Origin of the sequence: Dyadobacter sp. NIV53 (assembly GCF_019711195.1) — a bacterium.
Taxonomy (GTDB): domain Bacteria; phylum Bacteroidota; class Bacteroidia; order Cytophagales; family Spirosomataceae; genus Dyadobacter.
Genome location: NZ_CP081299.1, coordinates 6,976,386 through 6,989,933, shown reverse-complemented (window position 1 = coordinate 6,989,933; position 13,548 = coordinate 6,976,386). Strand labels below are relative to the sequence as shown.

Annotated in this window: 15 protein-coding genes and 1 pseudogene; 14 read left to right on the top strand and 2 right to left on the bottom strand. The window is 37.7% G+C overall.

Translation table 11 applies throughout. The features are described 5' to 3' along the window. Positions 1-124 precede the first annotated feature (124 nt). From KZC02_RS28720 to KZC02_RS28680, 9 genes and pseudogenes are all read left to right on the top strand, one after another. Positions 125-1,093, top strand: coding sequence for a DUF2157 domain-containing protein (locus tag KZC02_RS28720; RefSeq protein WP_221391812.1), 969 nt, complete (start codon positions 125-127; stop codon positions 1,091-1,093). Further along, the gene (locus tag KZC02_RS28715) at positions 1,090-2,223 is read left to right on the top strand and encodes a hypothetical protein (RefSeq protein ID WP_221391811.1); all 1,134 of its coding nucleotides are present in this window, start codon (positions 1,090-1,092) and stop codon (positions 2,221-2,223) included. The genes KZC02_RS28720 and KZC02_RS28715 overlap by 4 nt, the downstream gene beginning before the upstream one ends. Before the next feature lie 60 nt (positions 2,224-2,283). Next, positions 2,284-3,260: pseudogene (locus tag KZC02_RS28710) on the top strand (glycoside hydrolase family 43 protein). 79 nt (positions 3,261-3,339) lie between these two features. After that, positions 3,340-4,464 (top strand): endonuclease/exonuclease/phosphatase family protein, encoded by a 1,125-nt coding sequence (locus KZC02_RS28705; RefSeq protein ID WP_229253874.1) that lies wholly within the window; start codon positions 3,340-3,342, stop codon positions 4,462-4,464. A gap of 145 nt (positions 4,465-4,609) precedes the next feature. Beyond that, positions 4,610-5,386 carry an EcsC family protein gene (locus KZC02_RS28700; RefSeq protein ID WP_221391810.1) on the top strand — a complete coding sequence of 259 codons (777 nt, stop codon included), beginning with the start codon at positions 4,610-4,612 and terminating at the stop codon, positions 5,384-5,386. Between the two features lie 68 nt (positions 5,387-5,454). Beyond that, positions 5,455-6,243: an ABC transporter permease gene (locus KZC02_RS28695; protein ID WP_221391809.1), complete on the top strand. Its 789-nt coding sequence runs from the start codon at positions 5,455-5,457 to the stop codon at positions 6,241-6,243. Positions 6,244-6,245: 2 nt separating this feature from the next. Further along, positions 6,246-7,010, top strand: a complete 765-nt coding sequence (locus KZC02_RS28690; protein ID WP_221391808.1) for an ABC transporter ATP-binding protein — start codon at positions 6,246-6,248, stop codon at positions 7,008-7,010. A 2-nt stretch (positions 7,011-7,012) separates the two neighbouring features. Further along, positions 7,013-8,128, top strand: coding sequence for an MlaD family protein (locus tag KZC02_RS28685; protein ID WP_221391807.1), 1,116 nt, complete (start codon positions 7,013-7,015; stop codon positions 8,126-8,128). 11 nt (positions 8,129-8,139) lie between these two features. Then, positions 8,140-8,508: an Hpt domain-containing protein gene (locus KZC02_RS28680; RefSeq protein WP_221391806.1), complete on the top strand. Its 369-nt coding sequence runs from the start codon at positions 8,140-8,142 to the stop codon at positions 8,506-8,508. Positions 8,509-8,638: 130 nt separating this feature from the next. Here KZC02_RS28680 and KZC02_RS28675 read toward each other — a convergent pair whose 3' ends face one another. Then, positions 8,639-9,811 (bottom strand): glycosyltransferase family 2 protein, encoded by a 1,173-nt coding sequence (locus tag KZC02_RS28675; RefSeq protein ID WP_221391805.1) that lies wholly within the window; start codon positions 9,809-9,811, stop codon positions 8,639-8,641. 3 nt (positions 9,812-9,814) lie between these two features. After that, on the bottom strand, positions 9,815-10,729 hold the full coding sequence (locus KZC02_RS28670; protein ID WP_221391804.1) for a glycosyltransferase family 2 protein: 915 nt from the start codon (positions 10,727-10,729) through the stop codon (positions 9,815-9,817). Between the two features lie 193 nt (positions 10,730-10,922). Between KZC02_RS28670 and KZC02_RS28665 the strand changes: the two genes are divergently transcribed. From KZC02_RS28665 to KZC02_RS28650, 5 genes are all read left to right on the top strand, one after another. Beyond that, the gene (locus KZC02_RS28665; RefSeq protein WP_221391803.1) at positions 10,923-11,474 is read left to right on the top strand and encodes a hypothetical protein; all 552 of its coding nucleotides are present in this window, start codon (positions 10,923-10,925) and stop codon (positions 11,472-11,474) included. Continuing rightward, a complete protein-coding gene (locus KZC02_RS28660; RefSeq protein WP_229253873.1) occupies positions 11,471-12,394 on the top strand; it encodes a response regulator in 924 nt (307 codons plus the stop codon). Before KZC02_RS28665 ends, KZC02_RS28660 begins: the two co-directional genes overlap by 4 nt. Then, positions 12,372-12,629: a SpoIIE family protein phosphatase gene (locus KZC02_RS32275; RefSeq protein ID WP_310590381.1), complete on the top strand. Its 258-nt coding sequence runs from the start codon at positions 12,372-12,374 to the stop codon at positions 12,627-12,629. Before KZC02_RS28660 ends, KZC02_RS32275 begins: the two co-directional genes overlap by 23 nt. 5 nt (positions 12,630-12,634) lie before the next feature. Next, positions 12,635-12,922, top strand: coding sequence for an STAS domain-containing protein (locus KZC02_RS28655; protein WP_229253871.1), 288 nt, complete (start codon positions 12,635-12,637; stop codon positions 12,920-12,922). A gap of 193 nt (positions 12,923-13,115) precedes the next feature. Continuing rightward, the gene (locus tag KZC02_RS28650; RefSeq protein ID WP_221391802.1) at positions 13,116-13,541 is read left to right on the top strand and encodes an anti-sigma regulatory factor; all 426 of its coding nucleotides are present in this window, start codon (positions 13,116-13,118) and stop codon (positions 13,539-13,541) included. The last annotated feature ends 7 nt before the right edge of the window (positions 13,542-13,548 follow it).

The window sequence follows — 13,548 nt, the reverse complement described above, 5'->3', positions numbered from 1 at the left end:
ATAACAATAGTCTTACAATTCCGTCAAATATAAATGACGGTCATTGAGCAGTTTTTGAAGATGAGGTACTTTATAAAATAATAAGTCAAACTTATTAACTTTGCCTTCCCTCATTTCATATAACATGACTACATCAAAAGTGCTTGAAAAGCTGCGATCTAAGGAAATAATTTCAGATCAGCAAAGTACTGTGATAGAGTCTTACCTGGCTAATAAGCTGTTTTCGGTGCATACGGAACTGCGTTCAATATTATATTTAGGAATATTGCTTTTAAGCACAGGCCTCGGGATCATAATCTATGAAAATATAGATACGATCGGACATCAGGCAATAATTGCATTCATTGGTACGGTAACCGTTGCCTGCTTTTTTTACTCTTACAAATCCATTGAACCATTCAGCTGGCAGAAAGTTTCCAGTCCCAATCAATATGCAGGATTTACCTTACTGTTAGGGTGTACTACTTTCCTGATTCTTGAAGGTTATATACAATTCCAATATAAATTCTTCGGCAGTAAATATGGGTTTGCTGCATTTATTCCAACAGTTATTTTCTTTATTCACGCTTATCGTTTTGATCATAAAGGAGTACTATCTATGGCTATTACCGGTTTGGCATCCTGGCTTGGCCTTACGATCGCTCCACTTTCCATAGTTACAAAAAATAATTTTACTGATTCAAAACTGATTATTACTGCGATTGTTTTGGGGGTTTCTCTCATAGCAGCCAGTTGGCTCTCCGACAAAAAAAATCTAAAAAAACACTTTGCTTTCACATACTTGTTATTGGGAGGAAACCTCGCCGCAATTGCCAGCACTACCGGACTTTTCAGTCATGATTTTAAAGTGATTTACTTCATTACAGGAATTACTTTGTCAGTATTTTTTATAATTTATTCCCGCGAAAAGGCATCGCTGGTATTTTTGCTGATGGGTATCATTTATGGATATATTATCTTAACCTATTCAGTTTTCAAATTACTGCCGGAAATGTTTAACGGATCATTTGAAATCTATTATTTTTTATTTTCCAGTATAGGCGTATTGCTTTTCCTGTTTAACTATAAAAAAATACTCAGGATACAAAAATGAAAAAACCGTATAATGAAACCTGGATTCGCAATCTGGCCGTTCAGGAAATTTCGGAAAGATGGTACTTTAAAAACCTGATTAGCCAGGTGCAGTTTGAGGCAGTAAAGACCAATTTTCCTGAGCACTTCTATCGTCCAGGAATTTTTGTCAAAATTGGCCTTTTCCTTTTCTCCACTATTGCTTGTGCTTTTTTCATCGGTTTTATATCGCTGTTATTTACTAACACATCAGGTAAAACATTTGCTGTTATAACTTTCATTTGCTTTTTGTGCTTGTCGTTCTTACTTGAATACCTGATAATTAACCGAAAGTTATATCATTCTGGTACTGATAACGCATTACTTTATGCAGCGATCGGGCTATTGGCAAGTACCGTTTTTATACTTTTTGAGCATTTAGAATTCTGGCAATATTGTGTACTCCTGCTAATAGTGCTCGTTGCTGCCACCTACCGTTATGCGGATATGTTAACCACAGCAGGAAGCTTTTTAACACTATTTACACTGATGGCTAACCTCATGATGAAGGTTTCCTTGGGAAAAGCGCTTCTTCCTTTTGCGGTAATGGCACTTTCGATTGCCATTTATTACCTGATGAAAAAAATTAAAGATCCGTATTACAAAAATTGCAGGACTTTACTGGAAATTATGTCGGTGATAACATTCTACCTGGGAGGAAATTATTACGTGATAAGGGAAGGAAATGCCTGGATCAGTAATCTGGTTCCGTCTGTTCAAATAGCGTTTGCACCTGTTTTTTATTCATTTACTGCACTTATTCCCATTACTTACATATTTTTGGGGCTTAAAGTAAAAAACCGGATACTTCTAATAGTCGGGCTGATAGCATTGGGATGCTCTGTTTATACTTTCAGATTCTATTTTGGCTTTCTTACAATAGCACAAGGATTAACAATAGCCGGCTTATTAATGATTTTATTTGCCGCGCTGTTTATACAGTTTTTGCGAAAACCAAAACATGGAATATCGGACGAAACAGAAGACGAAAGAAAATTCACAAATCTTGAAGTTATTCTGGCCGCACAATACCTCGGACAAACGCCGCAAGATAAAGGGCTGGAATTTGGAGAAGGTAATTTTGGCGGAGCCGGAGCTGGTGATTCCTACTAAAATGAGATCTTGAATTAATATATAAAAATGAATCTGTTATTTAAAATTAACCGTCGAAATATGAGCAGGCAATTACTTGTATTGGTTTTCCTCATTTTATATCAAACATCCTTCGCTCAATCTGTTAAGAAAACGTCTGGAAATCCGGTTTTTCCAGGATGGTACGCCGATCCGGAAGGAATCATTTTTAAAAACAAATACTGGATTTACCCTACTTATTCTGCACCTTATAAAGATCAGATTTTCTTCGATGCATTTTCATCGCCTGACTTGGTGAATTGGGAAAAGCATGAACGGATTATGGATACAACTTCCATTAAATGGGCAAAAAGAGCAATCTGGGCACCATCTATTATTGAAAAAGATAAAAAATATTTTTGTTCTTTGGAGCAAACGATATTCAGAATAACCAGGAATCAGGAGGGATTGGCGTTGCCGTTGCAGATAAACCGGAAGGCCCGTATAAGGATCATATTGGCAAACCTCTCATTGACAAGTTCTACAATGGCGCACAACCCATTGACCAGTTTATCTTCAAAGATAAAGACGGACAATATTATCTTTATTATGGTGGCTGGAAACATTGTAATGTAGCCAAACTGAATGATGATTTTACCGGATTTATACAGTTTGAAGATGGAAGTATATTTAAGGAAATTACACCAAAAGGGTATGTAGAAGGTCCGTTTATGTTTATCCGGAACGGTAAATATTATTTTATGTGGTCGGAAGGTGGGTGGACAGGGCCGGATTATTCGGTAGCTTACGCCATGTCTGATTCACCGTTTGGGCCGTTTGAAAGAATTGACAAAATTCTTCAGCAAGACCCTAAAATTGCAACCGGTGCAGGACATCATTCAGTGATACAGATTCCCGGCAAGGACAAATGGTATATAGTTTACCACAGAAGGCCGTTAACAGAAACCGATGGTAATCATCGTGAAACTTGCATAGATGTAATGACATTTAACAGTCAGGGGCTGATTAATCCGGTCAAAATCACCAGGGAAGGCGTTAAACCGCAAAAAATACAATAATTAAAAAACTTAGAAACTTGGTTTTCGCAGGAAAAAGCGATCTCTAAAATTAATTTATTTAAAACTTCGCTTTTCTTTAATGCAATCATTTAAACTGTTTCTGGAAACTCTTGGATTTATAATCACTTTATTCACAATTATACCACTCGTCAAAAACGATTACTGGGTTTTCCGGGTATTCGAGTATCCCAGGTTACAAAAGCTGTTAATCAATCTTGCAATAATAGTTGTATATATTATTTTATTTAAAATTTCATCTTTTTTCGGGATTGCATTCATCATACTACTTTCCCTGAATGCTGCTTTTTTAATCTACAAAGTTTATTCTTTTACTTTCATCGCTAAGAAAACGCTTTTAAACGCCCATAAGCCGGACACCCCGAATCAGATCAGTATTATTTCTTCTAATGTTTTTCAGGATAATAAAAATAATGCGGGATGTTTAAAAATGCTGCACGCCAATGATCCTGATATAATATTGCTGTTAGAAACTGATGATTTTTGGTATAAAAGCACTGAGGAATTAAAAGAGAAATATCCATATCAGGCACTTGTTCCATTAGAAAATACATATGGGATGTTGCTCTATTCTAAATTGGAACTTGTTGATACAGAGGTCAGATATTTAGTGGACACTGAAATCCCATCTATTAAAACACTCGTAAAACTTGCATCAGGTCAAAATATCAGAATGTATTGCCTTCATCCAACACCACCGGTACCGGGAGAAAACAGGTATTCTACCGAACGTGACAAAGAATTACTTATGGTGGCAAAGGAGGTAAAGGAAAACAATCTTCCGACAATTGTGGTTGGAGATTTAAACGATGTCGCATGGTCGTATACCACTGAACTATTTACAAAAATCAGCGGCCTACTTGATCCAAGGATCGGGCGCGGATTTTATAATACATTTCATGCCTGGTATCCGTTTCTACGTTTTCCCCTGGACCATGTATTTTGCTCCACCGATTTCAAATTAATAAGGCTGGCACGCCTTGACAATTTCTCATCCGATCATTTCCCTATTTTAATAACCCTATACAGTACGAATCGCAAGCTTCAGCACAGCAGGAGGAACCTGTTGCAGATGAGAATGATTTGGAACTGGCACAGGAAAAAATCAATAAAGAAGTGTCTGAATAATTTTTTGATAATTCTCTCTTTTGAAAATTATTACAACTATTTTTTTGTCTTCATTTAACTATCGTCGCGCGCTATCAATTTTATTCTATCATAATTTGTAGTAAAGTATAAGACCTGGAATGATTTTTGCTAGTTAGATTGCAATCTTTATTTACTAACTTACCAGTAGTAAGCCCGTTTCACATACTTGTCAATTACAGCGCATGACTGATTACGAAGAAAAAATAAGGCATGAATTGCATAAATGGCAAATTAGAATGCAGAAGCATCCTTCAAGAATAGACAGGGCATCGAAATTTTTTCAGGATAAAATAAATAATATCATTCCGGATAAAGTTCATGATGCCATTACTGTTACTATAAAGCAAATGACACGTATGGTGTTATTCGGTGCAGAATTCACTACTTCTGAACCAGTTGTTCATTTAAACTCACTTGAACAAACAGAAAATGCAGTAAAATCCAGAATCAGTTTTTACAAAAAAGCCGGAGCAGCAGAAGGAGGTATTATTGGTGCTGGTGGTTTCTTGTTATCACTTGCCGAATTCCCTATTCTGATAGGAATAAAAATGAAGTTGCTTTTCGAAATTGCTGCACTGTATGGCAGGAAAACCGACGATTACCGTGAAAGGCTTTTTATTTTGTACATATTTCAACTTGCCTTTTCAAGTCAGAAAAACAAGCAAACTGTTTATGTTCAAATGACCGACTGGAGTTCCAAAAGCCAGGATCTTCCCAATGAAATTCATCAGTTTGACTGGAAAAATTTTCAGCAGGAATATCGGGACTATATAGACCTTGCTAAAATGGCCCAGCTGATTCCCGGTATTGGAGCCGCAGTAGGTGTAGTTGTTAATTATCGCTTAATCAATCAATTGGGAACTACTGCTATGAATGCTTACCGTATGCGCTGGATTGAAGAGCGAAATATATTAGAGAATAATACCGAACAAGCTAAACCTCTGGAACTTAAACATTAAGTCCCATTTTTTTTAATATAGTATATGATTAACAGTTACAAGCCTATCAACCTGACACATATTGTTTAATGAGCGCAACGCAGAAAGATAAAGTTTTTACGAAAGGTTTGGATTCCGCATTTCTGGCAGTCTATAACGGTTACGTTTTTTTTATTCGGTTCTTTCGTGAAATTTTTCGCGGCAGAAATGAATTCCCGGAAATTGTAAAGCAATGTTATGCTATTGGGTATAAATCTTTATTTCTGATAAGTCTGACAGGTTTCATTACTGGAATGGTTTTTACCAAACAATCGCGGCCTTCACTAGCCGAATTCGGAGCTACTTCCTGGTTGCCGTCATTGGTTTCCATTGCTATTGTCAGGGCACTGGCTGCGCTGGTTACAGCATTGATTTGTTCCGGCAAAGTCGGATCAAGCATAGGTGCAGAACTTGGGTCTATGCGAGTAACAGAACAAATAGATGCAATGGAAGTTTCAGCGGTAAATCCATTTAAATTTTTAGTGGTAACACGGGTTTTGGCATCTACTATAACTATTCCTATCCTGGTGTTCTATTGCACAATGGTCAGCCTTTTGGGGGCTTTTCTTAATGTAACCTTAAATGAAGGAACGAGTTTCCGGTCATTTTTCGAGAACGCGTTTGAACAAATCACCTTTTTGGATATTGGAACTTCAGTAGCAAAAGCAGTAGCATACGGTTTCACCATTGGAATTGTTGGCTGTTATCAGGGTTACAATGCAAATAAAGGTACCGAGGGTGTAGGTAAAGCAGCCAATTCTGCGGTGGTAATATCTATGTTCCTCATTTTTATAGAAGAGGTTATTATTGTTCAGGTGTCAAATTATTTTAGAATATAAAAATGGAAGAAACTGCGGAAACTGGTGAACCGGTCATTTCCATTAAGGGCTTGTATAAATCCTTTGGTGATCTTAAGGTTTTGCAGGGAGTCGATCTGGAAGTACTCAAAGGTGAAAATGTAGTTGTTTTAGGGCGTTCAGGAACAGGAAAATCTGTTTTAATCAAGATTATTGCTGGCCTGCTCAAACAAGACAAGGGTACGGTTAATGTACTGGGGCGCGAAGTAGCGGATTTGAACGAAAAAGACCTTCGTGATCTTAGGTTAAAAATCGGCTTTTCATTTCAAAACAGTGCGCTGTATGACAGTATGACCGTTCGCGAAAACCTTGAATTTCCATTGGTCAGAAACGTTGCGAACCTTACCCGTGCCAGTATTAATGAACAGGTAGAGTCGGTTTTGGATGCGGTTGGATTATTGAATACCATAAATCAGGTACCATCAGAACTTTCCGGCGGACAGCGTAAAAGAATTGGTATTGCCAGAACACTGATCATGCAGCCGGAAATTATGCTCTATGATGAACCAACAGCCGGCCTTGATCCGATTACCTGTATTGAAATCAATGAGCTTATTAATGAAGTCCGGGAAAAATATCATACAAGTGCGATCATCATTACCCATGATCTTACCTGTGCACGCCAAACTGGCGATAAAATTTCCATGCTTTTGGATGGCAAGTTTATAAAACAAGGAACTTTCGAAGAAGTATTTGCTTCGGAAGAAGAAAGAATCAAAAGTTTTTACGACTATAATTTTATTCAATAATAATGGAAACATCAGCCAGAAAACGCTCCATAACAGTAGGTCTTTTTGTGATAGTAGGTATTCTGATATTCGTTGTCGGTATACTTACAATTGGTAGCATGAAGAAGGTCTTTTCGACCAATATTACCATTAAAACCATTTTTCACGATGTGAACGGACTAAAACCGGGCAATAATATCTGGTATTCAGGTGTAAAAATCGGTACTGTGAAAACCCTCCGGTTTCTCGACAATTCACAGGTCGAAGTTATGCTGAACATTGAAGAGAAATCTCAGGAATTTATCCGTAAGAACGCTAAAGCCAAAGTAAGTACGGATGGCCTTATTGGTAACAAAATCATTGTTATTTACGGCGGAACTCAAAAAGTGCCTGCCATTGAAGACGGTGACCAGCTGGTTGTCGAAAAAATAGAAAGCACGGAAGAAATGCTGGCGGTATTGTCTGAAAACAATAAAAATTTACTTGGAATTACAAGTGCTTTTAAAACCATCAGTAAAAATATCCTGGAAGGTAAAGGTACCGTCGGAATGTTACTGAATGATGAACGCCTTTACAATGATGTAGATAAAACCCTGGGATCGTTGAAGATAGCTTCTGCAAATGCCCAGACTATGACAGCTGCACTTTCAGGTTTCACTGCCAAACTGAATCAGAAAGGCGGATTAGCAAATGATTTTGCAACTGATACAGTGATTATGCGTGATATAAGGGCAACGGTGGGCAAACTAAACGAAACAGTTACGTCGGCCAATACCATGGTGGCAAACCTGAACACTGCCAGTGCCGACCTGAATTCTAATACAACAAGCCCTCTTGGCGTATTGCTGCACGACGAACAAACTGCATCCAATTTGAAAGGCACACTAAAAAATCTGGAAACAAGTACCGAAAAACTTGATGAGAATATGCAGGCGCTAAGATCCAATTTTTATTCCGCCGGTATTTCAAGAAAAAAGCAAAAGAAGAAGCCAAACAACCAGCCAAAACAGAAGCCTCAGAACCGACTAAGGAATAAATTTTTAATTTTTTTAAAGAAAAGGTATCACAATATATTTCTATGTTGTGATACCTTTTATATTTGTAGTATAAATTCAAGAGAATTATTTTTTAATCAATAGTATATGACCTAATGGCTCTACAAATTAATCCTTTACTAGATACCAATTATTTAGAGCAAGCATACGGGGAAGACGCTACAATCATTCACATGATATTTGATGCCTTTCTGTCAGATTCATTGCCTCGCTGGTACACCTTAAAACAGGCCCTTGACGAAGAAGATATGGAACAGGCTGCCAGTATTTTACATGGCCTTAAACCATCATTTACCATGGCGGGCTTAACATGGATTCGGCCAAAAGTTGAAATTATGGAAAAAGCTGTGAAAGATGGTGCAACAATTTCATCACTAAAGGAGCAGTATGAGCAGATTTCGGAAGAGATTAATCAGCTTATGCCAATTCTTGAAACTGAATCAGAACGCTTACGTAAGGTCTGAGTCTGACCCGAAGTCCAAAATTCTTTATGCTGGCTGAATCCGAATGGGGTTCAGCAAACCGGAACTGTGTAGTTTAACCAACCCGCAGACTTCTTAAATCAAAAAGATTTCTACCTCTAATCTTTTCGTTTCAGGCACTTTTTCGACGCGCCTTTTCCCACGCCGAGCTCTGGCTTCCCTTTATATATCTCAAAATTCCCGCAAATACAGCGTAATTCATAATACAGAAATAATACGGTACGAACAATATTTTAACCTTGATTTTGCGCTTCTCCAACATAAAACCACTTATTGCCATTAAATAGAAGAGGCATTGGGCTATCAGGATCAATTGGTATAAAAGATCAGAAGACTGTATACAAATAAGGATGTTCAGAATTAAAGTAAGGATTAATAAAAAAGGTGTAACCGTCCAGCGAAGAACCCGGTGGCTTATATACTGAAATGACAAAATCGGATTGCTAAAAGGATTCATGAGTGGTTTCAATCTTAAAATTGACTGAATCCCGCCTGCTGCTATCCTTACTTTCCGTTTCAGCTCTTCTTTAATATTATCCGAGGAAAGCTCAGAAGCATAAGCGTCCGGTTCGTAAATAATGCGGTATCCCTGAAGTGCAATAAGCATCGAAATCATAAAATCATCCAGAATGGTGTCGGCTTCTACATTTCGGTAAAGTGAACGCCTTACACTGAAAAGTTCACCGGCTGCGCCAACGACCGAATAGAGTTCCGAGTCCCATTTTTTAAGCGCTGATTCATATTTCCAGTAAAACCCCTCTCCCGCTGTGGCATCAGAAATTACATCCTGCATGACCCGTTTCTCGCCCGATACCGCACCTACCTTAGGATCGGAATAATGCCGGGCGATATATAGCAATGCCTCAGCATTTAAAAACGTATTTGCATCTGTATATACAACAATCTCTGAATCAACAACTTCCATTGCACGATGAATCGCATGTATTTTCCCTTTCCGCAATGGAGAATGCATCAGATCAACTTCCTTAAACTGAGAAATGATATCCGGAGTTTTATCAGATGATCCGTCAGTAATAAAAAGTAATTTCAGTTTATCCGCATCATATTTCAGCGCCAGAGTATTTCTGATCTTTTCCTCAATAATGCCCTCTTCATTGTATGCAGCTATGATCAGTGTCAAGGTAGGAAAATGTACGCCAAGTTCTGGTACAGTCCTTTTCCCTTTTACCAATCTTCGTAATTTCACCAATGCATACAGAACTATCGCATACCCTGCGAAAGTGTAGAAGACTATCAATAAACTGGTCCAAAAAAGAATTTTCATATATCAGCGGATAACAGGATAGCCCAGGAATTTGCTATCCGTTTTATTAGTAAAATGCCAGCTAATGGCTTTAAAAAAAACAGGGATAAAATTATATTCTTTGTTCAACAGGTATTGTATCAAATTCCTAGGTACAACTGCAATTAAAAAATAAATACAAAAAATAAAAAAACTAGTCGCCGATGCATTTTTTCGGATAAATAAAATCCTGTTACGGTTCATAAAATATTCTTTCAAAGCCGATTTCTTACCAACCGAAACAGATTCTTTATGATATATCAGCGCGTGCAAATTGGTATGTATTTCATATCCTGCATTTCTTATCCGTTCGCACCAGTCGAGCTCTTCATAATAAAGAAAATAGTTTTCAGGCATTAATCCGGCTTTTTCCATAGCCTCTCTCCTTACCATCATTGCTGCTCCATGTACATAACCAGTAGGGCCGCTTAAAGAATCATACTGGCCTTTGTCCTCCTCAAACTGCCCGATACATGCATTACGCGCCATCACATAATTCATATTGGTATAACCTGCATACTGAAGCATTCCCGGATTATCGAAGTAGTGTATCTTGGGAGATAACATACCAATTTCAGGATTACCGTTCATAGTATCTGAAAGCTGCCGGATCAGAGTGGATGTAACTTCGGTATCGTTGTTGATCAAAAAAAGATAATCTCCTTTTGCATATTGAATTCCCAGATTATTACCTCCCGCAAAACCCGTATTCTCGTCGGAGCGGATAAAAATAATATCCGGATATTTCTGTTTCCATTCCGGAACCGGATCAATTTTACTGCCATTATCCACTACAATTATTTCTATATCCGGATAGGTGTTGACTTCTTTCAATGATTTCAGTAACGCTTCCGTTACTTGCGGCTGATTAAAATTTACAGTAACGATAGAAACAAGCATTGTAAAAATAATAATCTGGTTGAAAAAATATTCTCGAATTTCTACAAAAAGAGTTTTATTTTTGTAGAATTATTTCAAAATTAACAATAATCATATAGTTTTAAACAAATTGTAAGTATTTGTGTAATATTTTAAAATTCGGGCACTCAACAAATCGTAAAAAACTGCGAACATCCTATCAATCATCGGAATAGTGAAAATTAAAGGACTTCTTGAAGTGAAGGGAATTTTAAAGTCGGATAGTGCTAATTTTCCTGAGATCGGTTCCGGTAGTTCAGAACTCGAACAGAAAATTCAGGAGCTGATTGCATTGATACAACTAACTGTTCTGAATAAAGAACAGATCAAACATTACCAGAACCAGATAATCGAAGCATTTCAGAAAACACACTCATCTTCTGATTTGATACTGCCATTCAAAGAATTGAGTGAGGAAAATAATCTTTCAAGGGAAGAACTTCTTGACGGCCTGGAAAAATTACTTACTGTTAATAAAATTGATAGTAAAGTGAGCCGGGCATATTTACGGCGGCATACGTTTCAAAAGATTTTACTTTGCCTAATTGCCATTATATTGATCGGTACCGGATTTGCGATGATTATTATGCCGGCTCCACCAAGTTTTGAGCTTTTTACTGTATTTTATTTTAATCCAAACGATGGAGTCACTATCATGGACCTGGTATCGCTACTGATTATTCTGTCAGGCGTTTTTCTTTTTGTACTTAACTTCAATAAGAAATGAATCTGCTGACTGATCTGCCAGGTAATGTCAAAACAATTCTATTGGTAGAAGATAACCTGCTTTTTCGTACTGTCATGAACGTTTCATTAATCAGGGCCGGATATCGCTGTCTGCTTGCCACATCGGCAACGGAGGCATTGCAGCTCTTGATACATGAAGAGCCCGACATGATCATATCTGATTATGATATGCCAGAAATGAATGGCTTTGATTTCAGGCAGGTTGTACTCCAGAATTCAAAATTCTGCGATATTCCCTTCGTCTTCCTGACTTCCTCCACAGACAATTCGTTAATGCTGGAAGGACTGAATATGAATGCGCTCGACTTTATCAATAAGGAAACGCCTCTGCCGGTCATTATATCCAAGCTTGGCAATATCATTAAAACATTAGAGAACGAACATTTAAAATCAATACGCGAGCTAAGGATTGCCGCTGATGCTTTAAATGTCAAGTCTATACCTTCCAAAGATCCGGAGATTGCAGGTTTCAGAATCAACTTCTGGCACAAAGGCTACCGCGGTTATCCGGGAGGGGATTTTATTGATTTTGTGAAAGTGAACGACCAGTTTTGTTTTGCTTTTCTGGGCGATATTATGGGAAAGAAATGGAAAGCATGGTTTTTCACGTTCGGATTCCTCAGTTACATTCGGGCAGCTATTCGTTTTTGCGTTCTGGATAACGATTTTGGTCTGGATATCATCGTTCAGAAAATCAATAAGCTGATTTATCTGGATGAAGGCCTTCAGAATATTTTATCAAGCCTGTCGCTGATATTGATAGACAGCTATACCGGAAAAATACATTATACCGGTGCCGGTGATTTACCGCTGATCAGCCATATTCCGGCCTGCAGGGCTTACAAGTACGATAGTTTCTTCGGGTTTACTTCTCGGATTGTTGGAAGAGGGCCTTTATGATCAGCAGATCATCGAAATGAAAACCGGTGACCAGCTCGTCATTTTTACAGACGGCATGATTGATATACCCTGTGAGGGAACAAAAAAGAGTGATTATCCTTTCTTCGTTTCCAAGATCAGTCCGTATCTAGGGCAGCCGGAAAGCTTTAAATTAATCAGGACCAATGTTTTGGATAACATCAATGACAGTAATCAGATGGATGACGCCAGCATTATTTTTATCGAAAAATTATAATTCCAATGATACTTAAAACCAATCAAATTAAGGATATAGTAACGGCTGCAATCTTACCAAATGAAGCCAGTTTTACTAATGCTGAAATGTTTAAGGAGGAAATGATCACAATTATTGCAAACGGTGCAAAGGTTGTAATCGTAAGCTTTGAAAACGTTGACTATATCGACAGTTCTTTTTTGGGAAGCCTGGTTGTAGCATTAAAGTATGCAATGCCACGCAATGTTGATATTTATCTGGTTGCTCTGGAAGCCGGATGTAAAAAATCTTTTGACACTTATACGAATGGATAAAGTCTTTAAAATCTTTAAAGATTACGATCAGGCAATGGCAACGTTAAATTAATTTATGAAGGATTTTTCTGTTAAGATTAGTTACTACTTAAAATGCCGACAAGAGGACATCCCGGATATTTTGAAATTGTGTGAGGCTCATATCAAATTGGAAACTACGCAATATCCGCTGGAATCAGACATTTTAACCAAAATGAAATGGATTTTAATCGAATTGTTAACCAACGCTGTAAAACATTCCGGTGCGGAAAGATGTGAGCTAAAAATCACAATTAAGGATAAAAAACTGATTATTGAAAAAGAAGATTACGGCCCGCCACTGACCATAACCGATTTTGATAGTGGAAAAAAAATATCATGGCCTCTGAATCAGGATGAATCGGTCAACTTTCAGGTATACCACAACGGATCAGATTCATTACGAATTAAATGCATCGGCAACAACGAGGCAATTTTTTTTATCGATCAGCTCGAAAACCAGGAAATGCCGGGATTACTGGCGGATATCAGTGAGCATTTCGGATTGCTTATTATCACAAAAGCATCGGATGGGTTTAAGTATGAATTTGATCAGGATAGTAAAATAAACAGGTTTACAAGCCACTTTAATTTAAAATAATTGTAGA

Bases quoted from the DNA above. Each gene is read 5' to 3' on its own strand.
- KZC02_RS28720 (WP_221391812.1), top strand. From the start codon at position 125: ATGACTACATCAAAAGTGCTTGAAAAGCTGCGATCTAAGGAAATAATT.
- KZC02_RS28715 (WP_221391811.1), top strand. From the start codon at position 1,090: ATGAAAAAACCGTATAATGAAACCTGGATTCGCAATCTGGCCGTTCAG.
- KZC02_RS28705 (WP_229253874.1), top strand. From the start codon at position 3,340: ATGCAATCATTTAAACTGTTTCTGGAAACTCTTGGATTTATAATCACT.
- KZC02_RS28700 (WP_221391810.1), top strand. From the start codon at position 4,610: ATGACTGATTACGAAGAAAAAATAAGGCATGAATTGCATAAATGGCAA.
- KZC02_RS28695 (WP_221391809.1), top strand. From the start codon at position 5,455: ATGAGCGCAACGCAGAAAGATAAAGTTTTTACGAAAGGTTTGGATTCC.
- KZC02_RS28690 (WP_221391808.1), top strand. From the start codon at position 6,246: ATGGAAGAAACTGCGGAAACTGGTGAACCGGTCATTTCCATTAAGGGC.
- KZC02_RS28685 (WP_221391807.1), top strand. From the start codon at position 7,013: ATGGAAACATCAGCCAGAAAACGCTCCATAACAGTAGGTCTTTTTGTG.
- KZC02_RS28680 (WP_221391806.1), top strand. From the start codon at position 8,140: ATGGCTCTACAAATTAATCCTTTACTAGATACCAATTATTTAGAGCAA.
- KZC02_RS28675 (WP_221391805.1), bottom strand. From the start codon at position 9,811: ATGAAAATTCTTTTTTGGACCAGTTTATTGATAGTCTTCTACACTTTC.
- KZC02_RS28670 (WP_221391804.1), bottom strand. From the start codon at position 10,729: ATGCTTGTTTCTATCGTTACTGTAAATTTTAATCAGCCGCAAGTAACG.
- KZC02_RS28660 (WP_229253873.1), top strand. From the start codon at position 11,471: ATGAATCTGCTGACTGATCTGCCAGGTAATGTCAAAACAATTCTATTG.
- KZC02_RS28655 (WP_229253871.1), top strand. From the start codon at position 12,635: ATGATACTTAAAACCAATCAAATTAAGGATATAGTAACGGCTGCAATC.
- KZC02_RS28650 (WP_221391802.1), top strand. From the start codon at position 13,116: ATGAAATGGATTTTAATCGAATTGTTAACCAACGCTGTAAAACATTCC.